This window comes from Pseudomonas sp. P108, assembly GCF_032613195.1.
Taxonomy (GTDB): Bacteria; Pseudomonadota; Gammaproteobacteria; order Pseudomonadales; family Pseudomonadaceae; genus Aquipseudomonas.
Genome location: NZ_CP126692.1, coordinates 263,956 through 288,990 on the forward strand (window position 1 = coordinate 263,956; position 25,035 = coordinate 288,990).

The window sequence follows — 25,035 nt, forward strand, 5'->3', positions numbered from 1 at the left end:
TGATGGCCTCAAGGCCACATAAGAACAGGAGAAGGGGTATGAAGGGCAAAGCCGTGAACCGGATTCTCGTCGGTCTGGCTGTGAGTGCTGCTGTGTTCGCGCAGCACTCTCAGGCAACGACGCAGATCACCATCGACAAAACCGTTGCCGAACTCGGTAATGACTCTGATATCAAGCGTTACAGGGCGATGCTGGAGCTTAATCCGATCAAGCCTGTGGTCGATAAGTATCAGGATGCGCTCAAGGATTTGGTAGTCAGCAACGAAGCCTCGGGCATTGATAATCTGCTCCTGGCCGCAACTGCGACTGCAAAAGACCGAGATTCCACCGACATTGGTGCATGGGGTTATTGCCACACAGCATGTCACGGGGCTTGTCATGGCGCATGCCACGGCTCGCGTGGGTGGAGGTAATTGTGAGCACGACCCTCGGAGATTCGCCCGTGGTGCAGACTGTTGATCCCGAGCAGTTGTCGCCAGAAGATGGTAGGGCGCCAGAGCAGACGGTTGTTGTCGGCAAGACTGCATCCGAATTGGATGCAGTTTTCCAAAGACAATCCGAAGCCGTCCGCGCAGATGCGACGACGAAGTTCGCCCGTACCGTTCATTATGCCCTTGTCGAATGCGACACCGAGTTGCAACGCATCCCACTGGATGCCTTGTCATTAGGTTTGAAAGCGCGTGCCAGTGACGACGATCCTGGAATGCTTCACGACGACTTTATTTTCAGTCTTCTGCTGGCTACCGGGACGCTGAGTCGAACAACCATCGATGTTGGGCCAACCTGCGTAATTGACCCTGTGTTGGTTTTGCAAGAAGCCGAAGCTCAAGGTTTGAATGTTCGTTTGATGCTTCCAAACGATGCGTCATCTGTTGCGAGCGTAGAAGGCTATGTGGATCGACTGGAGCGCTACGCTGCGCTTTGGCTCACGCATAGCAGCGGTAATTTCAGCCTGACACCTGTGGACGGTTACGTTGAGTACAAGTTCTCAGTTGCTATGGGCCACACGCCGAAAGAAATTACCAACAACCATGAAATGAAACTCTTGTTCACCGACGAGGTGCCGCTTGAGGTCATGGATTACATCAAGGCTCGCCTTGATCAAGTCATTGAGCGGGAACTGGGTGGGGACGACTACTTCAAGGGTGAGGTGCAAAAGCTGGCAGGGGCACTGAAACTCAAGGATGCTGAGTTGCGTGCAGCTCGCCGGAAAATGCTCGAAGAAGAACTCGACTCGCGCACTCCAGTACCTAACCTAATCCGGGCCACCAGTTTGATGACTGGTCTCGGGCTTGCCGATGCTGCCGGCATGATCTACGAGTTGAAAAATAGCATTCACGCGGTTCTCGATAAGTACCTGCCGAAGACCGAAGGCGAAGACACAGAGGAATTCACGCCAAGCAAAGCTCAAGTTGCCTTCGCACAAAATCTCGTCGCGGCGGTATCGAGTGCTTTCGGCGGTGCAGATCACCTGGCTTCGGCCTGGGATCAACTCAGCTCAGTTTCTCAACTCAAGCACCTCGTCGATCTTGATCGAGGCGTGGTCAGTCCTTCTGTCGGTGCAACTCGCGCTGCTGAGACGATCGGTGTTGATGGGAAGGTGGCTGCACTGGCTGGCGCCGAATTCGTAGGCATCATTGGCTCGATCTTGAAGGCGGGCGGCGCGATCAGTGAGATTGGGCTTGAGCGTCCAAAGCCAGTAGCTGAGCCGCAACCAGCGTCTTCCAACAACATCATTATCGCCGTTGGCTGATGGACTGTAGCGCTTTGGAAACAGGGCGCGTCGAGGGCGTGATGGACGCAAAAGAGGCAGTTGGTTTTATCAATGTGACGCGGCAGTGCAATGTCGATTGCAAGCGTTGCTACCTGACCGAAGATCATAGATCAGCCATGGAAAGGCTGCCTCACCACACTCTTGAGGTCTTTCTTGAGTCGATGTTCTGGCAGGGTAGACCTGTCACTCTCATTTGGGAGGGTGGGGAGCCTACCGTAGTAGGCCGTGTGGCTATGAACGAGTATTGCGCGGTAGCCAGAAGGGTATTGCCGCATGCCGACCAGACCATGGTTACAAATTGCTTCCACGTACCCAATTGGTTGATCGACCTAACTCTCCATGAGTTCGGGGGGCGTGCAGAAACCACATACGCGCATGCACAGAAATACACGCTCGCTGGCGACGCCAGCCTTTACCAAAAGCGCTTTTTCGCAGGCCTGGACAAGCTCTGGAATTCAGGTATCCACTGTCCTGTTAACGTTGAGTTGAACATCGAAACCATCCGGGCAGGCGTCGATTCATTAGCCGCGGCTATTTTGGGTTCTCAATGTAGGGTTTGGGAATTCGATGTTTCCGTGGATTTCCGATCCTTTCTAAATCAGCCTTCCTATACGGCTGCCAGCGTCCCGCAGTTGCCGCTTACTGCGAGCTATTCAGCGATCTGGGCTTACCTAAACGAAATGGAGTCGAGGTGGGGGGCTGCGTTTCTAGACGCCGGCATCACCATCGGTGCTTTTCAGCAGCAAATTGGGCAGTTGAACAACCAGTTCAACGTTGCGTGTGAAAGTAGATTTCTTACCTTGAACCCTGACGGGACAGTAACGACGAACCCTCTCTACTCAGATCTGTCAGCCACGTTCCTTGGCAATGTCGGTGTCGAGGGTATGGATGAAATACTGCGGTCACCCAAGAGGAAGGCTCGGATCATCGCTGATAGAAAGCGCATTTCTCCCTGTCAGGGCTGTGAGCACATTTCTTACTGCAAGGGTGGCCCCTCCCACGTACCTGTAACCGACGGCTCAGGCGAATGCGCTGGGGGGCGCGGTATGTGGAATCAACTTTTGGAGTCCAGCTGTGCATAAAGCGCGAACGTTGAATCAAGCTAATGTGAGCATCACCGCGACACGGTGGTGCAATCGGCGATGCACGCACTGCTACATCGACCCCAAAGAGCTTGGCAACAAGGCCTTTATGTCGCCAGACACGTTCAAAGCGATATTTCCTCGCATGCGCGAATTGCTGGCTCTAGATAAGGGCCTTGAGGAAGTGGAGTGGGAGTTGATCGGCGGAGAAATTACCAGCCTGCCCATCGAATACTGGCAAGAAAATCTGCCATATGCGCTCGACCAATGCGCCGACTTTAACCGCTCGCTAAAGACGCCCGGTGCAATCAACGTCCTTTCAAACCTCATCTTCGCCGATGATCGAAAGCGGCGGGACTATCTTGAGCTTTTCGAGCGCTATGGGCAGCGTCCAGAAATGTGCCTGTACACATCTTGGGAGCCTGAGACTAATCGGTTCGGCAAGAATATGGCCTTGTTTGACCGGTGGAAGGAGACTGTCCGCGAGGCCAATGTGTCCCAGAAAATACTGGACGTAATCCTAACTCGAACGGTCGTTGATCTTGGCCCAGAATACTTGCTGGAAACATTCCTGCCTCTCGGGATCAAGGATTTCTCGATCAAGATGATCAGTCCCTACGGGTCAGGTCGCTCATTCTGGCAGCCGAACATGGTTGAGTTCGAGCGCATGAGCGCGTATCTCATTCGCCTCTTCGAGTTAGTTCCAACGGGGATCACGTTCACGCCCGCTGATGAAATGAGCAGTGCTGTTTTCCGGGGCACTAGCTATCAATGCATCGGTAATTTTCGATATGACCTAGCCATCGAGCCTGACGGACTCACAACGTTCAATGCAAACCAGACGACTGGCGAGGCGTCATTGGGCAGCGGGCTGATTTTTCTCGACGACCCGGATTGGAGCTGGAAGGTTCTGGCCGACAACACTCAAGAGTTGGACAACAAACTCTCCGCCTACCATGACTACTGCTTCCAGTGCGAATTTCACTCCCACTGCGCAGGCGGTTGGTATCACTACCGCACCGCAGCGCCGCAGGATGTTCGTGCATGGGATTCCGGGGATTGCCCTGGTTACAAAAACCTCTGGAAGAAGATCAAGTCACGCTACGGTAGCTTTGATCGTTCCTTGCAGGTTCATCGCGATGCGTTATTGAGGCTTCGCCATAGCAGAGACATTAGGGCTCAGCGCCGTGACATCGTTTGCGAGTCATCTTGCGTTGATCAGCCATTCTCAGCGTGGCTCAAGCAGAATGAGCAGAGCCGCATTCAGATGACCAGCAACGATGTGGGGCATAAGCCGATCATCCAGCGCCTCTGGGCTTATCAGGCGGTCGGTATACCCAGCATTCTTGCTCACGGGGATTTCTTCGCGCTACCTCCAACACAACAGCGACTGGTCGTCGAACATTATGTGTATGACGACTTGTTCAGCCTGACGATGGGGAAAGAGGTTGTATGGGAATGGTGTGACCAAAACCCTCTCGATCCGTTGGCCACAATTCTTTTCTCGGGTGCGGCCAGTGTCGAGGCAGGCGCTATTGGGGAATCACTAATTGCAGCCGACCACAATGCAGAGCTGTTGCGATGGGTGATGAGGAATCGCCGGCACGCAGAGAATTTTGATGGTTTGGATGAGTCTGCCCCGGTGCTCGGCCCAAATCTCATCCGCATCAAATCTGAAAGCAGGATTGCAGACCTTCTGAGTCGAACGAATCGTGCTGGATTTGGAGAGAGTGACCAGCGCCCTCCTGAATGGCTTGCAGGCAAACCCGCTGTAGTGGTCGCGGAAGACCGAGCATCCTGCGATTGACCTGATAGGCAGCACTGCCTATTCTGCAATAGTAGGCAGTGCTGCCTATCCGCGCTCAATCTAACCAAGGAAAACAAATGTCCTCATCCATTGCCCGCATTCACGTCAACGGGATCGAGGTCGGCTCGCTGCCGGTCGAAATCTACAACACCATCGCGGCAAGCGTCCGGCAGGATCGTCGCCTGTATTTGGCGTATGCAGTAAGAATCCTCGGCGTGGGTTTGCGCATGCTGTTGTGGGGCACTTGCGCGGTTCCTGTATTCCTGATGATGGCCTTAGTGTTCCTGCTCATCGTAGAACCGGCATCGATCACCGACCTAATCGCCACGACACGAGTGGCAACACCAGAGGCAATCACTGCGGGCTTGAGGGCGACGGTGCTGTACACCTGGATCGGGATGATAGTTTTGATACCGACGTTTTTGGCATTGTTTACCCCTGGGTACATTGCCTTCAACAACCCCTTCACCGACGCAATCAACCGCCGCGTCCGCAGCATGCTGGAGGTTCCAACTGAAGGCCCGTTGTCTGTGTTCATCGAAAACCCGTCTACCCCCGAGTAACGGCCAATGGACAATCGGACTCGTTACAAATCGCTGTTGACAGAACATAAATTGACGCAGGCCGAGAGTGCAGCACTGATTTGCAGCTTTACTAAGCGGCCATGTGGCGTGCGCACCGTCCGCTCATGGCTGAATGACCCCGAGAAACCCAGCTCCTACCCATGCCCCGATTGGGCCGTTGACGCCCTTGCAGGCGCTATCAAAGAACGCGATCAAAACTGACTAGCAGGGGCGCAATGCTCCTGCAATTCAGCTCTTTTCAAAGATCACGGGAAATCTACAGGCTGTCGCAGCTATTGCCAGCAACTTAGGGCAGTCGCCCTAATTTTCATTGCCTTTCGGAAATCTGGAGCTGCCGATTGTGGCCTTGGCCAGTCAGCCGTCGAATTTATCTCAGCAACCGGCAGCGTCGAATGAAGCTGTGTGCATTTCTAAAAAAATGCATAACTTCCGTTTGGATGCGAGGCCGCTCAGCCACCTCTTAACGCTTCTCGCGCTCCTGATAGTCCGCAGAAGCAGTGAAGCAGCAGTAAGTAAGTGCATCGGGTACGGATGAAATCAAGGTCTTCTTGCCGCCATCATGGGGAATGAAGATCGAAAATTTCAGCCTCCCCCGAAACCGCTCGATAGAGATGATGAGCACGACCATCTCTACGAACCTCAACTGCAACATGGCTTGCAAGCATTGCTACATCCAGCCCGAGCTGCTGCGGGTCAAGGAATACATCGATGAGGCCACCTACCGTCGTTGCGTTGAGGTGATCATTGAGTCATTCCACCTGGATGAGTCCGTGACTTATCTGCATTTGGATGTTTTGGGGGGTGAAGCAACTCTGATGCCCTTCGAGTTCTGGCAGCGCAACCTGCCTTGGACACTCGACCGAATCACGGAATTGAACGACGCCGGCATCCAGACAGAATTCACCTTCTGTAGCAATCTCATGTGGAAGGACGAGCGCTACCTCGAACTGCTCCGCGCTTATCGGCACCATCCTGCCATGGATATCGCGATCAGCTTCGAAGGGCCAGAGAGCGGGCGCTTCGGCCGCAACATGGCCATTTTTCCTAAGTTCCTGAGCCGCATAGAGGCCTTGGGAGACTGCAACATGCTCAACCTTGTGTTGATCATGGGGCAGGGGATCATCAACCTCGGCCCTCAATACATCATCGACACATTTGTGAAGCGCGGTATCACTGACGTGACATGCGACATGGTGTTCCCGTGGGGGTCTGGCAAAGCATATTTTGATCAGTACCAGCCGTTGTACGCTGACGTGGCGCGTTTTATCGCAGAGTTGACCGAGCTTGGGAAACCATATGGCCTAACGGTTGACCATCTTGACGATATGAGGAAGTCGCTGCGCACCCTCTCACGGTCACAGAACACATTAAACGATGCCTACGAGTACCATTGGGATCAGAGAGGCATCCTGTCCCTTAACCCTAATCAGACGGGCTCAGAGGCAGTGCGGCCTTATGTCGGACTGCATGCAACCGATAAAAACGCACCTCTTAAAATTATCTGGGGGAACAGCTCAGAGTTGGACAACAAGCTCAGTTTCGAGCACGACTTCTGCCGTGACTGCGAATACCTCCAAGCATGTAATTCAGGGTGGTATCCGCATAAAGGGTTGGAGCCCGGTGTTGTTCAGAGGTACATGGGGCAATCTGAGGGCAATGGGTTCTCATGTCCTGGATTTTTTGAATTGTGGGCTCAGGAGGCTGCAACTCACTTTGATCCACTAGGAGTGACCCGGTACGGTGATGAGCGACGGTCTCGTAAAGCACGGCGAATCGTCCAGTCAATGCATGCGGCTGCAACGCTGAGTGAGGCAAAGTTCTTTCAAGACTACGAGGGATTCTTCGAAGCGGTTAAACATGCCCAAAGGGTAGTGGTGCTCGACTTCGAGCTGTTTGGTTTGTCGCCTAGGCAGCGGCTTTGGTTCTACGACAGGATAGGCATTTCAGTCGAGTTTGAGGGTGGTGTAGGTGCGTTCCGTGAAGCGTCTTCAATCATCGCCCATTCAGTTGCCGGCAATTATCACACCGTAGAGGTGGAGCCGGGCGCTGTGCATGCCTTCATCGCTGAGCGAGGCGACCATCCCCTGGCGAAATATCTCAAGGATGCCTTAGCGGTCGCCCTTGCGTGGGAATCAGCCCCCCTGCGGGTTGCCAACGAATACTCCCGCTTCGGTGAGTCATCGCTGGAGATATCGTTCAAGTTCGAAGACCTGTTGATATGGGCAGTTCTGAACGCGGCGAGCGCACAAACCTCATCTGTTTTGAATTCTCCAGAAAGCCTCTCAATAACGCCTGCTTCCTATGACTACATGCAACGGCTCAAGGCCAGTGCATATCGGGTCAAGCGCATACTCCAGAGCACCCCAAAATGAGATATCCCGAAGGCGCATTCGCCCTGGCTTTACTCCTGTCTCCTGGCGTAGCTCACGCGTTTCCAATCGCAGTAGGGGCGGCGGGCATCGGGTTGCTTGGCGTAATGGCCTTTCCAGTTGCTCTGTTAGCTGCTGCGGCTTTCTGGTGCTACAAGCGCAAGGGGCAGGGAGCCATTCCTCTAGTCGCTGCGCTGGCGCTGGTGTCCTCGGGGATCTTCTTGCTCCAAGACTTCGCACAGGATCAGTCCAACAAGGCTGCTCTGTTTACCAATGCGGATTCCAGCTTTCTGTCTCCTGAAATCCCATTCCCGTTCATGGAAATTGGTGAGCAGTCTGCATCGGCCCAGGCCGTCACACCCGCAGAGTTCATGGCAGGTCTAGAAGCGGGGCATTTCAAGGCGCTAAAAATCAGTACCTATCCAAGCCTTTTCATGTCTACGGGACAGCTATCAGCTGATGAGATTTGGCGCGACAAGGATGTGCTCATCAAGGCTGTGAATGACCTCGGTGGACGAGTTGTTCTCGTTGACCAGTACGGCGGTATCGCCGCCTCCATTGCTGTTGCAGCTCTTAAAAGGTTCGGGCTCAACGTAGGGTTTTTACAGGGTGGAACCACAGCGCTATCGAAGCATGGGTGGGGGTTGGTAGACAGCGGTATCGCAATTGGAGGCTCTACTGTACCTGTTCCCGAATATAGATCCTGGATCGAGGCGCACCCCACCGCGTTCGTAATGGGCGTGACCACTGACAGCGAATTTGTGAAGGATGGTTGGATTTTTGGCAACAAGACGCTTTCACTCGCCGACTTTGTGGCCAACTACCGGGAGCTGTCTCTCACCCTGCTGGGTAAACAGGTCTTCGTCGTCGGCTTCGAGACAAATGATACTGGCGCGACCCCCATCATCGTTGATCTGCTTGTAAAAGCTGGGGTTGATGTTCATTACGTTATGCCAAACCCTGATGAGATACTGATCAAACCCGCATATTTCGACACGTACCACAACGATAACCAAACCGTGTCAGTAGAAGATGCCGAGCGCTTTGTTTTGAACCGGCCTGACGTAGAGTTTCTGGATTTTAGCGAGCGGCCCTGGCCAATTGGTGTGGACTTCCTCAAAGAGCGTTACCACAGGCTGCCGATGGCAGACGTAGCAAAGGGGGGGCTGGAAGATTTCGTCGCAACCCTTGATCCGACCAAAATCTATGTTGGGTTGGCATTTGATCGCCGCACTGCCTATCACTCGCTACTGGCTGGTGAGTATCTGGCGAGACGCGGAATACCTTGGCTGGGCCGGTTCACGCTTGCTGCCAGTCTTACTGAACCATTCTTGACGGTTGAAGACCTCGACACGGATGAGGAAAAGGCTGCGTATTCGATACGAACGGCGGGTGGATATGCTGGGAGAGCAGTATTGGGCCACGGCCTTGTGCTTGCACTCCTGCTCGGTGCAATACTTGGTGGTTCTGTTGTCTTGCTTCGGCGCAACCAGCCCCTGCGGAGCACTATCCAAGCGACCTTAGTCGTCGCGATAAGCGCGGCTGTTCTCCAAAGCAGAAGTGATTATCCTCAGCTCGAAACGCCATACTGGGTTTTCCAGATCAGCTGTCTAGCGGCTTTCGCCTCTGCTTGTCTGTTTGCTATGTGGCGCGCTCGACCCAAAATCAATGCTTTCTCTCAGTACAGCCCGGTGCTTCCACAGAAAGCTGCGCTGTTGAATATTGCTAATCAGCGTGGCTACCGAGTACAGCCTGGGTTCGTTGTTCAGCGAGTAGATATACCTGCGTTACATCGTGCCAAGCTTCGTGGCAGTAGTTACATCGTTCGTTCGGCAATGGTAGACGAGGCAAAGAACCACAGTTCTACTGCGGGGATATACCCCTCGTTCGTCTGCTCAAACGCTGATGTACCTGATCGCGTGGCAGGCGTTTTGGATGCCTTCGATCTAGCCGGGGTTGAAGGCGCGGCACTTGTACAACCCTACTGTAATGCCGCTTGGTACGGGGTCATCCAGCTACAGAGCAACGACAAATGCTCGCTGGTGATCTGCGACATTGGCACCGCTGAGGATGTAACCTCTGGCGAAGGAGCAGCCAAGTCTTTCGAATTTCCGCTATGGGACGCCAAGCGTGCGCCGAAGCTTGTTCGCAATGCAGCCTTGGCACTCCAAGACCTCACAGAAATCGGCGCCTGTGTCATCGAGTTCGCCCTTTCTCGTAGAGGCAGGCTCACCATCTTGCAAGTCAACATCGAAAATACCCGCGCATGCGCGGAAATCCGACTTCGGGACGCGGCAAACAAACGGGTGGTTGAGGTAGTTACAGCCCACGCAGATGCACTGTCCGCTGCCATTGTTTCAGCACTTGCGCCGGGACATATCGTCGCTTACGGCCAGCGCAGGTTTGCTATGGTCGTCAGCAATTGGCGTTCAAACCTCGATTACATCGAAGACTTGAAGTCACTTGGGTTCAAACCTCGCTTGGTGCAGATAGAACACCTACTGAAATGGGTTGATCAGTACATTCGTTTTGCGCTCTCGCAGAGTGCGTGCGAGGTATCCATTGAATCTGTTGTCGCTGCCTTGCGAGACGTTTCACAGACCCTGGGGCGCATGAATCGCATCGCCACCTACAGGCTGGCCAGCGGTGCAAAAGAGGACTGGCTTGGCTCACCTCGCGCACTGGTCTCATCTGTGCTCGGCATGGCCCTAAAACATGGACACTTCCCAACGTGGCAGGGCATTGGCGTGATGCCGCTAGTTGGATACAACGCGACGGTCACTGAGCAGAGTTTTGTGAACGAAGAGTGGCCTTCGGCAGTGATTAATGCGGTGACTCCAACTGAGTGGATCAAGGATGTAACAAGTATTCTCATCAGTGCGCGGTTGGCATCACTTCACCCGGCGATCAGAGCGCTGTGTATCGAAGGAAAAGAGCGGAAGCTCATGCATGCGTTAGAAACCCAGCTTGGGGATTGGGAGCCCTTCGAAACTGGGGTTTCGACAGCTTTTGTTCACCATCCTCAAACTATTCGACAGGTGTGCTTAGGCACAACACCTGCACGAGGCGTGTGGCGTATACCTGCGGCTGGTATCACGGGCGAGTTGGTAACCCCTAACCATGGCTCGCGGCGTGGAATCCTCATGTTGGATCGATGCAGCATGGACTACTTGCCGTGCCTGGAGAATGCCGTAGCTGTGATTGCGGCGCGTGGATCTATCACCTCTCATTTGATGCAGCACGCCTCTGCGAAGGGGCTTCCTGTTGTGATTGGCGCAAGCGTCCCGGATGGGGTGCAAGCTGGAGACAAAGTGTCGGTCAGCGCGAAGGGGGTGATTACCTATGCATAACGCGCTCGACATGCTCAACGTGTGCATCGCGCCAACCAGGCTCTGCAATTTGCGGTGCGACCACTGCTACATCACCCCGGAATTGCTGGGCGATAAAACACAGATGGCGGAGGACGTTTACCGAGAGACATTCATCCGTATTGAGGAACTATTCAACGCGGATCGAAAGATCAGCAAAATCAACATCGAGCTGCTTGGGGGCGAACTGACGATGATGCCCATAGCGTTCTGGGAGAGGAATCTTCCATGGACGCTTGAACGAATGGCGAGGTGGGATGCGCTCTATGACGCCGAGGCGGCGCTGATCTGGTGTACGAACCTGATTTTCAAAGACGCCGGTTACATTGGCCTGCTCAATCGCATGGGCGAGCAGTATGGGTACGGTATCGATCTTTTTGTGCCCTGGGAGCCTGATACCAATCGGTTCAAAAAAGATTACAAACTATTGCCCCGTTATTTGCAGACGTTGGAAGCCATCACAGGGATTAAGCGTAAAACCCTCTGCATTACAATGAGCAAGGCCGTCATCGAGCAGGGGCCTCAGTTCGTTGTGGACACCTTCATACCCAAGGGTATCACTGACGTAACCTGCGACATGCTCTATCCAGCCGGCTCGGGGAAAGCGTACTTTCAAAAAAACTGCACGTATGGCGAGGTATCCGAGTTCATCATCGCCCTGCGCCAGCTACTCCCCGATCATGTGGAGTTGAGCCCACTGGTGGAAATGGAATCGTCGATCCGAACCCTGACGCACTACCATTACCCTGGAAACGACACATACGACATTGAAGTTGAGCCCAATGGCGAAGTGACCTTCAACAGCAGCTTTACCGGCGACGAAAGCTCATTCGCTACCAAAACACTTTCGGTGCGCGACGTGTCTTTCGCAGCCAAGACGATCTTCAACAACACCCCAGAACTTCGTCTGCGGCACTCAATGCCCTATGAAGCGTGTAATACGTGTGAATTCGCTGTGGTGTGCTCTGGAGGATGGGCTTGGCACAAGCAATTGCCAAAAGAAATGGCGGGGCTCATATCGCATGGTGATTGCGCAGGATTAAAAAGGGTTTGGGAGTTCGCCAAGGCCCAAACTCGACTTACGGTCAGTGACCGTAGCCAATACCTCACAATGGTGGAGCGTCGTCAGCGTCGTGGGGCTCTGGAGGCACAGCGCCTCGCCTCGTTTGTTAATCTCGGGTCAGAATCCGAGCTTTTGGAAAGCGAGTTCGCTTCGGATTACGAGGGCTTCTTCTCCCAGTTCGGAAGGCCGAGAATTGTGGCAATGGCCGATGGTTTGATCCACGGAAAGACCTGGACTGAGCGCCTGTTTTTTTATGACGCGATAGGCTCGCACGTTCGTGTAGACGCGAGTTGGCTGGAAAGGGCTGTGGTTGAGGGAGGCGAAGAACTGTTCCGGCACATCGTGTACCGCAACTTCCACTATCTCAATTTCCCATTGTTGGATGTGGCACGGATCGTCGAAGGAAAGGGCTGGGGTCTATCCAAGATGCTGGATAGCGTCACTTCGCAGCTTGGTGAAAGCAGTTTTATCACTGGAAAGGGTCGCCATGACGAGTTGATAGAGTTCGCATTCAAGGTCATGACAGCTCGGGAAGCTCAAGAGGTGAACCATGCCTGTTAACCCGCTGACCTTGCACATACGGCTCACAAAGCATTGTAACGCCGACTGTTCCTATTGCAGCAGTTGGCAGGAGACCCCTGATAAACGCCTCAGCCCTGCCGACCTCGAAAAGGCTTTGCGATTCATCCTGGGCACGTCACAAGCCGCGCTTGGTGTCTCATTTACGCATGTTACGGCGCAGTTTCTGGGTGGGGAAATTGCGATGGTGCCTGAGCATGAGTTAGATGAGCATATCCGTATCGTTGAAGCTGTTTGCGCCGAGAGTCAGATGGGATGCACAGTGGGCGCCCAAAGCAACCTCATCCTCTCCGAACGCAAAGCAGCGAGGCTCTACGATCAGTTCTCTGGTCGAATTGGAACCAGCATTGACCTGACTACTGCTTCCAGGACGATCAAGGGTGATGCTGAAAAGTATCGTTTAATTTGGAAGTCGGCTGATCAGTACCTGCAAAGAGCGCGTAGCACGCCCGGCGCGATTTACGTCGTGGAGCCAGGGCAAGTGGACGACGCAAGAAAGCATCTGCGAGAAGCCGTGAGGTCACGACGAGCGATAACGTTCAGGCCCATTTTCAGGGGTGGAATTGAGGCCGTACAGCTGAATACGGCAGAGCAGTTTCGCGACAGCATGGTCAGCCTCTTTGACGATTGGTTCCTACGGTTGCCAGTGGTTGTTGAACCGTTCTACCAGCTTTGCGAGGCCCGAGTATCGGAAGTCAGCGGTCTTGGTCGAATCCAGGCTACCGCTTGTGCGTTCCAAAATGACTGTACTCGCAAGAGCGTCAATATCGAGCCCAATGGTGATCTTTACGTTTGCCTTGAAATGGCCGATGCGGGACTTGCGCCAATCGGCAACGCCCTGTCTGAGACCTGGGATTACGAAGCCATCAACGTGTACGCAAGCCGAGCCTCCAATACGCCGGTAACTTGCCGTTCATGTCCATTCTACAAGTCCTGCCATGGCGGCTGCATGTTCGAATCGATTGCGCAGGGGAATGGTGTTCACGGCAAGTCGTATCACTGCATGACCTGGACAGCCCTATTTCAGCGCATTGATGAGGCCATTCGCACGCATGGAACGGAGCACATCCGCGAATGGTTGCATCGGATTGCAACGCGTCATGAAAACGCCCGATTTGAAGGCTTGGCCAGGGCTGCTGAGCGTGGGTTTGCGGAGGTGGAGTAAATGCAACTGAATGAGTTGTTCCGTGATGGTTTTTTCGTATCCTCAATCGAGTTAGACGTTGCTGATCGGTTACTTGCAGAGGCTAAGTCCGACAGGTTCCTTGAGGACAGGCCGGGTAGCCCGGATATCGCTGAATGGGAGTCTGACAACCCCTCGGAGAATCACCTAGTGCCGCCTGTGTATCTGGCGTTCATGGAACAGCTGGGGCTAGGGCCAGCGACACAGCACATAAGATCGCACATGGGAGATTGGTCTCGAACCAACTGCATGTTGCAGCGTGGCAAGAAGGGGGACTCGATGGTTTGGCATCACGATAGCTATGACCCGATGCACCTGATTTGCATGGTTTACCTCAGTGACGACGTGTGGCTGCCGGAAGACGGCGGCATGTTGCAGCTGGGAGAGGGTGACGTAGATGAGCATGGCTTTCTGCGTGATCCAGAGTCAGTCTCGATCAAGGCGTCTGTCACGCCTAATCACGGGACGTTGGTGTGGGCTATCAACACGAATCCCCGCTGGGTGCATCGTGTCACAAAGATAACCAGCGCCAAGACTCGGTACACCATGGTTGGTCAGTTCGGGTACAGAGAAAACGTGATGCGCACACGAGTCAGAGAAAAGTACGGCCCGAACTGGCGTTGATGAACTCAATTATCCTGAAGAAGTACCAGTTCCGTGATGCATATCGGACTGCACCGGCAGGCATGGGGCCTATAGCGCTCATGATGCGCATCCTAGGAACCTTTGGAGAAAGCCTCTACGGCAAAGAGGTATTCGACGCGGTGGTTGTTGGCGACGATCCAATTGTTTCGATGGCTTTGGCAATCGTGCTGGCGAGCGATGGGAAGCGTGTTTTGCTGTCGCCTGACTCAGTTGGTACTGGAGACTGGCCTCATAAAGAGTGGGGTTACCAACTCGCACAAACGACAAACAGTTTCGATAACTCTGTTGCTGGTGTGCTGGCTGACCATATCGAAGGATTGTCAGGTCAAGATGGGTACATGAAAGCCCTTTCTGCTCTCATCAAGCGTTGTGCCTCAAGCGAGCGAATCTGGTTGCTCAATGGTATTTGCTTGCAGTCCAGTGCCGGCTTCATCAAGGGGTGCAACGACCTCATCTTTTTTCCATTAAGCCGAGAGCATCAGCACATCCCGATGACGAATCCGCTTTGGCGGATGGCAAGGGAGCAGATCTGTCACTTGCGTTTCAATAACGATGAAATTGAGTTTGTACAGGCCCGAACCCTATACATAACCACCCCCACCTCCAGGTTCATTGACTCCACGTTAGGCGTGAAAGTCGGCTTAGCCCGAGAGGCGGAATCTGGCGCGGTGCGCCTTGGTCGCGCAGATGATGTTCTGTCGGCATTCACTCATCATGCTGGGAGTCAGTAATGCAGCCAGGATTATCTAACGTAGGCATGGGCCGTACCTCTTTCCTGTTCCAGATCAACGTCACTCGGCGCTGCCAACTCAGGTGCAGCCACTGCTACATTCTTTCTGACAAGAAAGATAAATCGCCCGACATGAGTGAGGATGAATTCCTGCACGTAGTGCAAGGGATCGTCGATCACATGAAAGCTGACTATGAGTTCTCTCGCCGCTACAGCTTCGTGGATATCCACGTTATCGGCGGCGAACCTTCCATGCTCGGCGTGGATTTTTTCAAAGCCGCCCTTCCAAAGGCGAAGGCGATGCTCAAGGAGATTCCGCAGGAAGTAGCTTTCAGCATCGTAACGAACCTCGTGACTCAAGAAGCGCTCGACGTGGCGAGGATGTTTGACAAGGTGGCGACCTCTTACGAGCGCAGCACCCGCTTCAACAAGCGCAAGCAAGAAGAAATCTGGCGGCGTAATGTTCGGACGCTGGTTGCGGAATCCAAACTTTCTTCTCTACCCGGCCCCAAAGATTTCTCGGTGACCACGGCACTGGTAAAGCCAGTGGTACAGGCTGGAGCCGCGTCGATGATTGAGGAACTGGTTGAGTTGGGTTTCACAAAGATGCATTTCGGATTCTTCATCCCCAGCGGCGACGGTGACCTCAACTCCAAACTTGTGCAGCCCAAGCACAGCGAGACTGCACAGTTTTACTGCGATGCGCTGGACTGGTACATAGAAAATCGCGAGCGAATCCCCGACCTTTGGATCAACCCATGCGAGTCCTGGCTGATGGCGGTTCACCAGGATCAGCCCATGGATGATGTGGTGTGCCCGATTGTGCATGGCGCACTTGATATCGATTCCGATGGCCGGACGATCAGCTGCATCGAGAAGGGCGGCACCAACGACTATCACTCGCATGGGAATTTGTTTGAAACGCGTGAGGTTGTTGGCGAAGACGGTGCCACCCAGGTCGAGTTCACGACCACTGTCCACGACGTATTGACCTCACGCAGCTACCTGCGTGAGGTGATGAAAGCGACGCGGCTACCTGATGCTTGCCGCACATGTGACGAGCGACTTATTTGCCGGGCCAACTGCGGTGTTCTTCATGAGCAATGGAACGGAAAGGGTGAGTGCCCTGGGTTTAAAACCTTCATCAAATATGCTCGTAAGCGCGTGGAGGAAGGTGTTCTGCCGCAGGCTCTAATGATGCGCAATGCCGCGTTGCCCGCCCATCTGATCGCGGTTGGCTGAACAATGGCACCACCAAAGAAGCACCCAGCGAAAGGCACAGCGCACCCCGGATTCTTTTCCATCTTTCCCATACTGGCCAAGCTCTTATGGCGCTATGGTCGGCGCTTATTCAGCGTTGAAACAATAGCGGCCCTTGAAAAGAAACAAGGCCCCGGAAGCGGCGAGCGGACTGTTGAGGAAGAATTGCTTGAGCAAGCGTTGCAGCGGAATAAGCACCACTATCACGTAACGGATCACTCGCTGAACCGAGGCCCGGCACTGGCTAAAAAGGATCTGACCAACCCGGTTTTGGTCGTGCGCAAAGGGGGCCACGATGAGCGTCATCGCTAGCCAATTCCAGGCCGATGTGCCAGACACGATTGAGAACGGATATTTTGTGTTCACGATCATGCCTACGCTTCAATGCCCCTACAACTGCAAGCACTGCTACTTGTCGTTGGAGCAGCGACGAGACCCCGAGACAATGAGCATCGAGCAAATGCGCCAAGTATGCCGAAAGGTCGATGCATACTGGGATGAGGTGCAGCCTCCAAGCCGGGTCATACTCGTCTACAACTACGGTGGTGAGCCAACCAGCACAGGCCCTGAATACTTCGAGCGGTACGTCCTGATGATGGCTGAGGAATTCCCCGAGTCAAAGGGGTATGAGGTCAAGCACGTAATGCTCACGTCGCTTCTTGGCGTTGATCTGGACGTATGGGCACCCCTCTGGCATCGCTACACCGATGGGTACATCCAAACTTCTTATGACGGCTCGATGCGCTCCAAATCCTATGTCCGCAAGTGGGAAGCCAAAGTCAAAGAAGCTGTCTCCCGAGGGTTGCGTGTAGCAACAATTAGCGTAGTGAACGCCGACCTCCTTGAGCAGGGGCACGTGAACACTTTGGAAATACTCTCGGACTTAGGCATCTGCGAGTCCGGGTGGCTACCGTTCATGCTGAACGAGCAGAACTCAGTTGCCGGCAAGTACGAGCGATACGCTCCAACCATGACAGCTTTCAACGACTTCATGATTGGCATGCTCAACCATTGGTACTCAATGAAGTACAAGGGGCTGAATCCGCCCTCTATAGGTGAGGCACATTTCGCCGTAGATCGCTCGAAGCGTTCGCCGATGAGCAACATGTGTGGGCAGACACTTTTTCTGTTGCCCAATGGTGATTTCGTGCTGCCGAATTACAAAGACGGCTACAAGGAGTACATGCACAGCTTCGGGAATATCCTGGAGGCACAGACAACCTTTCACGACATATTGGTTTCACGGGAGCGCCGCCTTTATATGAGGCGACAGGTGACCCGTAACAGCAATCCAGAATGCCAAGGCTGCGCTTACAAAAACGCATGCCTGCTCGAATTCGCAAAGCCGAACAAAGCTGACGATGAGTGCTTTGGTGCCAAGCGATTCGTCGAGCACGCCATACACAGGAACTCGCTTGATCCGTTGTTGGACGGGCCAGTCACGCTTTATTGAAGGGGGTAATGTGAGTTACGGACTGAACGCAGGTGTCGTAGATGAGCAGCAGTTAACAAGGGCGTTGAACGCTGGAAGGAACATCTTGCTCACTGACGATTATGTCGAGACGACTGACTACCACGGTGCAACAACGTTTGGCCGAACACCGCCAGTCTGGAAGGATTTCTTTCAGCGCAACTATGCAGAGAAAGTGCGCGGCTCTGCTTTGAAAAGCTCGCACTACACGACGGACTTGCTGGGCAATCGCTTCCGGTGCTGTATGGCCAACTCCCAGAAGGGTTGGGGCATTTCAATGCGAGCGCTGCCCCTCAAAATCCCATCCCTACGTGATGACCTACAGCTTGACTGGAACATCATCCGTGAGCTGACCGAAGGCTCTGGCTTGACATTGTTTGCAGGTAGGATGGGCTCCGGCAAATCCACGACCATGGCTGCATCCATCGGCAACCTTGATCCACGTGCGTCACAGATCGCGACGGTGGAAGATCCAATCGAGGTCATCTACCCCAGCCACTCCATCATCCAGCGCGAAGTCGGAACCCACGTTGAGAACTTCGCCGAAGCAATTCGCGACTGTGTGCGCCAAAGCCGGACGACAATCGTTGTCTCCGAAATCCGAGACTCGGAGACTGCGAATGCCGCGTTGCTTGCAGCCTCAACAGGGCATAGCGTATTTGCCACGATCCACGCTGACAATGTTTTCGACATCTACACTCGCATGTCTACGTTGATCGACCCGCGTTACGAGCGTGTCCTTGCTCGAAACCTCCGAGGTCTTTGGTGGCAGCATGTGGTGCGCTTCGGTACAGCTGATCGAAAGCCCTTGCCAGTATACGAGTCACTGCTGGTGGACTATGAAGCCCGCAACATCTTTGAGAAGGGCACCACAGCCCTGCCGATGCTTGCGAGTGTCATGGAGCGGCAGAAGCGGAAGAACATGACGGAAATTGCGATGGGACACGTAAGCCAGCGCCGCGCCACTCGCGAGGAAATGGCGGAGTTTATTCATCGTCGAAACCGTATTGCCGAAGATTGAACCTCACAAAAAAAGCCCGGCTATCACCGGGCTTTTTTGAACCAGCTGCTTGAGCCGGCTTTACGTTCCCCATAACTCCAAGCCAGTGGTGTTCATGTAGGTAGGCATGAGTAGCGAATTTGTATGCCTTAAATTTGGTAGCGTTGGCTTTACGAAGCGCGTTCCTGGAGCAGGAACCTCAGACAGCGGAATCGGCTGCCAGAAATAGTAGCCTTGGCAAAAGTCAACGCCGAGTTGTCGAGCCATTCGATACTCGATCACGTTTTCTATTCCTTCCATCACGACTGACTTTCCGTTGGCCTTGCACCAACGCACAAGCTTCGAGGCGGTGTTTGCGAAGCCCGGTTCATTCATCAGCCTCACCGTAGATCGCCTTGATAGCTTGCATCCGGCAATTAGCTCGGAATGCAGAAGATGCGACTTGGCGTAGCCATCATCGATATCGTCGATCACGACGGTAATTTGCTGATTTCTAAACCATCGAAGGCTTTCGTTTATCAACTGTTCGTCACCGTCAGCTGTTTCCGTCATTTCGATTGTGATTCGGCAAGCCAGATTGTGCTGATGTATGAGTTCGGAAATGTCCCTTGAGGCATCAGGGCAACTCAGCGTTCTCTGAGATAGATTTATCCAGAGCCGCATTCCGTCCATGCGCGATGCGTCTCCGCAAACCTGTCTCGCAATCAAAGTGTCGAGCATGGGCATCGTGCCGTTTTGTTCTGCCTGAGAAATCACGGAGAAGGTCGAATGATCATCCGTGTTCGGCCCAACCCTCAGCAGTGACTCGTAGGCATGCACTGTGGCATGGCTTCGCTGCAACCGCACAACGGGCTGATAAACAACATACAACGGTGGAGCTGATGAATCCGTTACGGCTGGATTGGCCATTCGGCACCTGCAATGCGTAAGCAATTTTCGAATGCATATACTTACTAATGCATCTGCAAAGCCCCCTTTTTGGAGGGTGTTCGGCAGGCGGTAACCATTTTTTTCATCAGCATCGCTAGCCTCTGAGTCGCAGCTATGGATGTGTGGGGTATGTAAAGGGCTGCGGGTAACTGAGTCAGCTCGTAATGTGCAGGCTCATGATCGTTTTCCTATGACCCGAGTACAACAAAACCAATGATGGTCACCACCACAACAACAAGAATGTAGATAATCAAAAAACGAAAACCCATGGCGTCTTTTCCCTGTTATTTCGACTGGCAGGATTTCATAGTGGCTTTCGGTGCTAGTTCGGCTGGAGAGGCGTTTCCCGGCTGTACACACTCGCGCATTCTACTTGTCGTTGGCAGCGCCCAGTAGGCGATGTTGCGGCCACGGGCCATAACTGGTTTTGTTTGGGAGTGGTCGAGGGATAGAGCAGCAAGGCAACGCCTCTTAATTCTGCCTCCTGTGGAGCGCTATCAAGACGTGATGGTTTTGACTTAGCCTGCGACATTGCACGATTTGCTGTCGGCATCCACGGCCTGCGACTTGGTAACTCTTGTACCTTTCAGTGAGTCAGGGCCGTCGCTGCTCACAACCTCATAACGCCAGAGGCTTGGTGAGCCTTTGAGACAGTAAGAAAATACAAAACCTGTAGGTAGCTGATTTTCAACGACCTCAACAATTCGAGCGTCGGTGATTCCATCAACCTGGAGCGTCCTGCTTGCAAGCTCCAACAAGTCAGAGCTTTTTTCGTACTGACTAGCATGTGCAGCTGATGCGAAGCTGATCAGAGTCACTGTCACAAGAGTAAAGCGAGACCTCATCATGGTTCATTCCTACCTTCATTGCACTCCGGCCTACCCGGTGCGCCTTGGTGTTTCAGCACCTGAGTGAGCATCCTAAATTTTGCTCTGGAGTGCATCCCAACTCGATCCACTTCCCAATATGGGTCGCTAGCATTTTGACCGTCTTGCAGATATAGCCTCAGCACAGCGATGACACGGCATTGAGCCCGTTATCTTGATCGGCATTACAGGAGGAACCCATATGTCCCTGATTGCCCATCTTCAAGTGCTCGATGACAACACTCTCGTACTCGCTTCTACTGAGCGCGTATCCCGCCATATCAAAATGCAGGCCGCTCTGTTGCAGTCAGTCAGTGGCAAGCGGTCTTGGTTTGCGAAAGGTAAGATCCGAACCGTCACGCAGTGGATCGAGGAAGTGTGGCTGGAGCGGCTGCCAGATGAGCAACTGCTGTTCCCAGTGCAAGAGTTGGCAGTGGTGAAAGGCGTTGCCGATCGTTCCGGCCTTTTGCCTGACAATCTCATTTCCTCCACCAGTACAGCCCGACGTATTGCCCAAGCCTACTCAACGTTCATCAAATTCAAGCTTCCCAACGACCCGGATCGCTTTCGCTTCAAACGTGAGTATGAGGTCTTCTGGCAGTGGCGGGCGCTGATCGAGCAAGACTGCCGAAAAAACGGCTGCGCTTTCCGTGCTGAGCTGCCGGCCTTAGTGCTGGATTTGCTCCGCGCCGGCAAGATTTCCCCGCCCGGAAAAATCGTAATGGTGGGCGTCCTCTACATGAATCCATCCGAGCGCGCAGTAATCGAACAGCTCAAGACTATGGGCGCCGAGGTCTTTGATCTGGATTTTGAAGCCGAGGTGACCGTACCTAAGCTTGTCCGGGCAATCACGCAGGCAGATGAGTTTGAGCATGTTGCTCAGTGGGTGAATAACGCTCTAAAACCTTACATCGCCACGCCGCATGCTGCACCTACGATGGCCTTGCTTGTACCAGATATGGAGGCGTATCAAGCCCCCTTGATCGAGGCGCTGACCATGACTGTCAGCCCAGCCTCAATGCTTCCCCCGAGCGACGGGTCTGAGGCGCGGGAACCATGGGATATTTCGAGTGGTGCCACCCTCGGGTCGCGGCCTATGATTCGTGCCGCCATGGGCATTCTTTCCATAACCAATCGGAAAGCAGATGCAGACGTTTTCAGTCGTGTGCTCCGTTCCAGCTGGGTGGGTGGGCACGCTGTAGAAGGTGCGCAGCGGGCACTTGTGGACGTGTGGCTGCGAGAGAACAACGGCCTGCACATGGGAGGGAAAGACTACCTTCGCGCACTGGGCGCATGCAAAACAGCCTGCAACATCTTCACCGAGAACCTTCGGCGCCTGCTGGACGCTCATGAAGAAGACGGCAAAGAACGCTACCCATCTGAATGGGCTGAGTTTTTCAAATCGTCACTCTCCCTGATGGGTTGGCCGGAAGCTGAGGCGCTGTCATCGGCGAACTTTCAGACTTTGGAAGCCTGGGAGGAAGCGCTCAAGGTTTTCCGATCCCTGGACTATCAACTAGGGCATTGTGCCTATGAGCGAGCGTTCATGTGGCTTCGCGAAATCATCGATACCCGACAGTTCCAGCCACGGTTGAGCCATGTGGCACCTGTGGCAATCATGACCTACGGCGATGCGGTGGGCTTGAGTTTCGATCATGTCTGGGTGCTCGGGGCTTCCAACAAAACTTTACCCTTGCCAGCTGATCCGAACCCTTTCCTTCCAGTCGAGCTGCTGGCTGAGGCAGGCGTTCCCGAGGCCACTGGTGAGGGCCAATTGGCGAAAGCTCAGCGGGTGGTTCAGGCCCTCATGTGTACGAGCACTGATATTACGGTTTCCTGCTTTGAGCACGATGACCGTGGTAGCAACGTCGGTGCGTCTGAACTTTTCGGGCCTTGGCCGGAGGCTGCGCGTTGCAACGCGGTTTGGGATGGATTCGCTGGGAATGAGGTCGGTTCTCTAAACCGAGAAGACTACGATCAGGAGACCGTGCCCGAAGTGGGTGATGAGGAACGCAAGAATCTCAAAGGTGGTGTGTCGGTCTTCCAAAACTACGCTGCTGAGCCATTCTTTGCTTTCGCCTGCAATCGCCTCGGGGCCAAAGAATTTCCGGTTCCAGTTTTCGGATTCGACCCGCGTATCCAAGGGACGATGCTACACCTCTGCCTTGAGCTTTTCTGGACAAAGGTGCGTACTCAGGCCGCGTTGAAAGCGTTCAGCGCTGAGCAGTTGATGGTGGAGCTTGATGATGCTATCGAGCAGGCAAGCATACGTTTGCTCTATAAACTTCAATGGCGCTATGGGCGCCGGTTGATTGGTCTCGAACAGGGGCGGTTGCGCAGCTTGCTGTGTGCCTGGATGGACGTGGAAAAGGCGCGGGAGCACCCCTTTGAGGTTGTCGGGTTTGAAAGCCGCACCGAGGTCAACGTTTTCGGTGTGGAGTTGACCGTGACGCTGGATCGGACGGACAAAATCACGCTGCCTGACAAAAAAGAATACAGCATGCTTTTCGACTACAAATCGGGGGCGAATTTCACTTTTAAGCGACTGAACGCGGAAAAGCTGCTGGAGCCACAGTTGCCCATCTATGCAACACAGGTAAAGCCGGCAGACCTTGGCATCAAGTCGATTGAAGGCGTGACGTTGGCCCAGATCAGTTACAAGAAACTTCACCTTCACACCCGCAGCTCTTTCACGTCGAAGCTCTGCGGGGGTTCCGCAGCCAAAAACGATGTGTGTACCCCAAGCGAGTGGGAAGGGCAGGTCAAGGCATGGAACTCGGCGCTGGAAGAAATGGCGCAAGGGTTCCTAGCAGGGAATGGCAGCCTATCGGCGCTTGATAAGGCTCTTCCGATGGGATACGAACACCTTGCAGCCTTGATCTGATCGCCGCTGTAACATGCATCCATTTTGTCGAAGGCCCGCTCGGGGCCTTCCATTTTAGAGACGAGACAATGCTCTACTTAGTCAGTTGCCTAATTTTGCTGATTACGGCTTCGCACCAAATGATTAAAATCGTTCATGCTCAGATGACAGGGTTTGATGATTCGACAGGCCCACGCCCCAGACTGGAGCTGATGCTACTGTGGGTGGCGATTGCGGCTGGGTTCTCAAGCCCGTTCATTGTGACCATCATCGATTCAGTGCGACTGGAGACCGTTGGGTTAAGCTCATCGCACAGCATCAAATGGACAATTTACGTTCTTCTGCTTTCAGCATGCGCCGCATGCGTGTGTGCCGCCCTGGCCCTATGCACATGCATCAAATCAAACTCAGGTACTTTTTGGCTGCAAGGTAAGGCGGTGGCAATTGCTTGCGCTGGGTGTATCGGTGTTGTGTCCGCCGTTTCCCACCTTATGTTTTTCCAGTCTTCAATGGACGGCATCGCAAACGTAGATTTGCTACGCGAATTGTCCTCGGTACAGGACATGGAAAATTGTCGGGACGGTCTCGCATTTGTCCAGTATCGCGAAGACGAAGGGCCTCTGATGTATCGATGCCCAACTTCGATTGTGCTTGGGGGTTACACCTCACAGCCATTCGCTCCATGGCCAGACTACACGCAAGGCAAAAGCCAAGATTTGGCGACCGCCATCCGGGATTTTGCCGCTTCTGCGTCTAAGCATTAACGAATACAAGCCGAGGTGGCGTTCATGAACGTCGCAAAGAAAGCAGACAAAGCCAGCATGATGTGTCTCCACGCTGAAAAGGTGTTTGGCTTCGTCGAAAGCATCGGCCTCCCCATCCAGATTGTGCATGGGGCGGTAGGCTTCATTGAGCACGTGCGTATAGTTGGTGGAGGCCTACATATCGATCCGAGGGCGAGCGCGTCAACCATCCTGCATGAGGCTGGGCATCTTGCAGTGATGCCTGCCTGCTATAGGCAGTATCTGAATGGTGATGTGGGGGATGGCGTACAACGGATGTTCCAAGAAATGGAGGCGTCGGAAATTGCTCCTGATAGCCCTTTGATGCGAGCTGCGCTCCAGGCCGGCGATCCAGAGGCCACAGCGTGGGCTTTCGCCGCTGGGGTATCGCTTGGCCTGCCAATCGAGGTGATCATTCTTGACCATGAATATGGTGGGGAAGGGGAGGCTATTCGAATTGCTCTTGCTGCCAAGTCATACATCGGAATCCATGGCATTGCTCACGCAGGCTTCTGTGTTGTTCGAGCCAATCCATATTCGTCTCATTCACTTCCAACCTACCCCGAGCTTTCTTACTGGCTTCAAGGGTGACTCGACAGGCTGTCTGCTTAGACGGTGAGATTCTAAGTTCCTGTTATCGGTTGTGACGACTTTCTTCGCCTACCGATGACACATTAGT

General features: G+C 53.7%; 19 protein-coding genes. 17 read left to right on the plus strand and 2 right to left on the minus strand.

Going from position 1 to position 25,035, the window contains the following annotated elements:
• Positions 1 to 38 precede the first annotated feature (38 nt).
• The 12 genes from QOM10_RS31045 (at position 39) to QOM10_RS31100 (ending at position 16,426) form a co-directional block, all read left to right on the plus strand.
• Positions 39 to 413 carry a hypothetical protein gene (locus QOM10_RS31045; RefSeq protein ID WP_316918445.1) on the plus strand — a complete coding sequence of 125 codons (375 nt, stop codon included), beginning with the start codon at positions 39 to 41 and terminating at the stop codon, positions 411 to 413.
• 2 nt (positions 414 to 415) lie between these two features.
• Entirely contained in the window at positions 416 to 1,753 is a 1,338-nt protein-coding gene (locus tag QOM10_RS31050; RefSeq protein WP_316918446.1) for a hypothetical protein, read from the plus strand.
• Positions 1,754 to 1,794: 41 nt separating this feature from the next.
• A complete protein-coding gene (locus QOM10_RS31055; protein WP_316918447.1) occupies positions 1,795 to 2,856 on the plus strand; it encodes an SPASM domain-containing protein in 1,062 nt (353 codons plus the stop codon).
• A 145-nt stretch (positions 2,857 to 3,001) separates the two neighbouring features.
• Positions 3,002 to 4,663: a radical SAM protein gene (locus tag QOM10_RS31060; RefSeq protein WP_316918448.1), complete on the plus strand. Its 1,662-nt coding sequence runs from the start codon at positions 3,002 to 3,004 to the stop codon at positions 4,661 to 4,663.
• 77 nt (positions 4,664 to 4,740) lie between these two features.
• Entirely contained in the window at positions 4,741 to 5,226 is a 486-nt protein-coding gene (locus QOM10_RS31065) for a hypothetical protein (protein ID WP_101166082.1), read from the plus strand.
• A 635-nt stretch (positions 5,227 to 5,861) separates the two neighbouring features.
• Positions 5,862 to 7,619, plus strand: coding sequence for a radical SAM protein (locus tag QOM10_RS31070; protein ID WP_316918449.1), 1,758 nt, complete (start codon positions 5,862 to 5,864; stop codon positions 7,617 to 7,619).
• On the plus strand, positions 7,616 to 10,966 hold the full coding sequence (locus QOM10_RS31075) for a PEP-utilizing enzyme (RefSeq protein ID WP_316918450.1): 3,351 nt from the start codon (positions 7,616 to 7,618) through the stop codon (positions 10,964 to 10,966). Before QOM10_RS31070 ends, QOM10_RS31075 begins: the two co-directional genes overlap by 4 nt.
• Positions 10,959 to 12,608, plus strand: coding sequence for a radical SAM protein (locus tag QOM10_RS31080; RefSeq protein WP_316918451.1), 1,650 nt, complete (start codon positions 10,959 to 10,961; stop codon positions 12,606 to 12,608). The genes QOM10_RS31075 and QOM10_RS31080 overlap by 8 nt, the downstream gene beginning before the upstream one ends.
• The gene (locus QOM10_RS31085; protein ID WP_316918452.1) at positions 12,598 to 13,791 is read left to right on the plus strand and encodes an SPASM domain-containing protein; all 1,194 of its coding nucleotides are present in this window, start codon (positions 12,598 to 12,600) and stop codon (positions 13,789 to 13,791) included. Before QOM10_RS31080 ends, QOM10_RS31085 begins: the two co-directional genes overlap by 11 nt.
• Positions 13,792 to 14,433: a 2OG-Fe(II) oxygenase gene (locus QOM10_RS31090; RefSeq protein ID WP_057451447.1), complete on the plus strand. Its 642-nt coding sequence runs from the start codon at positions 13,792 to 13,794 to the stop codon at positions 14,431 to 14,433.
• Complete coding sequence (locus tag QOM10_RS31095) at positions 14,433 to 15,185, plus strand: hypothetical protein (protein ID WP_316918453.1); 753 nt, start codon at positions 14,433 to 14,435, stop codon at positions 15,183 to 15,185. The genes QOM10_RS31090 and QOM10_RS31095 overlap by 1 nt, the downstream gene beginning before the upstream one ends.
• Positions 15,185 to 16,426, plus strand: coding sequence for a radical SAM protein (locus QOM10_RS31100; protein WP_316918454.1), 1,242 nt, complete (start codon positions 15,185 to 15,187; stop codon positions 16,424 to 16,426). The genes QOM10_RS31095 and QOM10_RS31100 overlap by 1 nt, the downstream gene beginning before the upstream one ends.
• Before the next feature lie 105 nt (positions 16,427 to 16,531).
• On the opposite strand, the gene QOM10_RS31105 is transcribed toward QOM10_RS31100, so the two are convergent.
• Positions 16,532 to 16,750, minus strand: a complete 219-nt coding sequence (locus tag QOM10_RS31105) for a hypothetical protein (RefSeq protein ID WP_316918455.1) — start codon at positions 16,748 to 16,750, stop codon at positions 16,532 to 16,534.
• On the opposite strand from QOM10_RS31105, the gene QOM10_RS31110 reads away from it, so the two are divergent.
• Positions 16,740 to 17,897, plus strand: coding sequence for a transcriptional regulator (locus tag QOM10_RS31110; RefSeq protein ID WP_316918456.1), 1,158 nt, complete (start codon positions 16,740 to 16,742; stop codon positions 17,895 to 17,897). The genes QOM10_RS31105 and QOM10_RS31110 overlap by 11 nt on opposite strands.
• Before the next feature lie 85 nt (positions 17,898 to 17,982).
• Positions 17,983 to 18,936, plus strand: a complete 954-nt coding sequence (locus QOM10_RS31115) for an ATPase, T2SS/T4P/T4SS family (RefSeq protein WP_316918457.1) — start codon at positions 17,983 to 17,985, stop codon at positions 18,934 to 18,936.
• 60 nt (positions 18,937 to 18,996) lie between these two features.
• Here the strand turns inward: QOM10_RS31115 and QOM10_RS31120 are convergent, their stop codons facing one another.
• A complete protein-coding gene (locus QOM10_RS31120; protein ID WP_316918458.1) occupies positions 18,997 to 19,824 on the minus strand; it encodes an EAL domain-containing protein in 828 nt (275 codons plus the stop codon).
• A 1,089-nt stretch (positions 19,825 to 20,913) separates the two neighbouring features.
• On the opposite strand from QOM10_RS31120, the gene QOM10_RS31125 reads away from it, so the two are divergent.
• From QOM10_RS31125 to QOM10_RS31135, 3 genes are all read left to right on the plus strand, one after another.
• Positions 20,914 to 23,595 carry a PD-(D/E)XK nuclease family protein gene (locus tag QOM10_RS31125; RefSeq protein ID WP_316918459.1) on the plus strand — a complete coding sequence of 894 codons (2,682 nt, stop codon included), beginning with the start codon at positions 20,914 to 20,916 and terminating at the stop codon, positions 23,593 to 23,595.
• A gap of 68 nt (positions 23,596 to 23,663) precedes the next feature.
• Positions 23,664 to 24,338, plus strand: coding sequence for a hypothetical protein (locus QOM10_RS31130; RefSeq protein ID WP_316918460.1), 675 nt, complete (start codon positions 23,664 to 23,666; stop codon positions 24,336 to 24,338).
• Between the two features lie 24 nt (positions 24,339 to 24,362).
• Positions 24,363 to 24,947: a hypothetical protein gene (locus QOM10_RS31135; RefSeq protein WP_234831350.1), complete on the plus strand. Its 585-nt coding sequence runs from the start codon at positions 24,363 to 24,365 to the stop codon at positions 24,945 to 24,947.
• The last annotated feature ends 88 nt before the right edge of the window (positions 24,948 to 25,035 follow it).

Excerpts from the sequence above, each read along its gene's own strand:
- QOM10_RS31055 (WP_316918447.1), top strand. The coding sequence starts at position 1,795 with ATGGACGCAAAAGAGGCAGTTGGTTTTATCAATGTGACGCGGCAGTGC.
- QOM10_RS31100 (WP_316918454.1), top strand. The coding sequence starts at position 15,185 with ATGCAGCCAGGATTATCTAACGTAGGCATGGGCCGTACCTCTTTCCTG.
- QOM10_RS31070 (WP_316918449.1), top strand. The coding sequence starts at position 5,862 with ATGAGCACGACCATCTCTACGAACCTCAACTGCAACATGGCTTGCAAG.
- QOM10_RS31060 (WP_316918448.1), top strand. The coding sequence starts at position 3,002 with ATGCGCGAATTGCTGGCTCTAGATAAGGGCCTTGAGGAAGTGGAGTGG.
- QOM10_RS31080 (WP_316918451.1), top strand. The coding sequence starts at position 10,959 with ATGCATAACGCGCTCGACATGCTCAACGTGTGCATCGCGCCAACCAGG.
- QOM10_RS31090 (WP_057451447.1), top strand. The coding sequence starts at position 13,792 with ATGCAACTGAATGAGTTGTTCCGTGATGGTTTTTTCGTATCCTCAATC.
- QOM10_RS31125 (WP_316918459.1), top strand. The coding sequence starts at position 20,914 with ATGTCCCTGATTGCCCATCTTCAAGTGCTCGATGACAACACTCTCGTA.
- QOM10_RS31135 (WP_234831350.1), top strand. The coding sequence starts at position 24,363 with ATGAACGTCGCAAAGAAAGCAGACAAAGCCAGCATGATGTGTCTCCAC.
- QOM10_RS31045 (WP_316918445.1), top strand. The coding sequence starts at position 39 with ATGAAGGGCAAAGCCGTGAACCGGATTCTCGTCGGTCTGGCTGTGAGT.
- QOM10_RS31130 (WP_316918460.1), top strand. The coding sequence starts at position 23,664 with ATGCTCTACTTAGTCAGTTGCCTAATTTTGCTGATTACGGCTTCGCAC.
- QOM10_RS31120 (WP_316918458.1), bottom strand. The coding sequence starts at position 19,824 with ATGGCCAATCCAGCCGTAACGGATTCATCAGCTCCACCGTTGTATGTT.
- QOM10_RS31095 (WP_316918453.1), top strand. The coding sequence starts at position 14,433 with ATGAACTCAATTATCCTGAAGAAGTACCAGTTCCGTGATGCATATCGG.
- QOM10_RS31105 (WP_316918455.1), bottom strand. The coding sequence starts at position 16,750 with ATGACGCTCATCGTGGCCCCCTTTGCGCACGACCAAAACCGGGTTGGT.
- QOM10_RS31075 (WP_316918450.1), top strand. The coding sequence starts at position 7,616 with ATGAGATATCCCGAAGGCGCATTCGCCCTGGCTTTACTCCTGTCTCCT.
- QOM10_RS31065 (WP_101166082.1), top strand. The coding sequence starts at position 4,741 with ATGTCCTCATCCATTGCCCGCATTCACGTCAACGGGATCGAGGTCGGC.
- QOM10_RS31085 (WP_316918452.1), top strand. The coding sequence starts at position 12,598 with ATGCCTGTTAACCCGCTGACCTTGCACATACGGCTCACAAAGCATTGT.
- QOM10_RS31110 (WP_316918456.1), top strand. The coding sequence starts at position 16,740 with ATGAGCGTCATCGCTAGCCAATTCCAGGCCGATGTGCCAGACACGATT.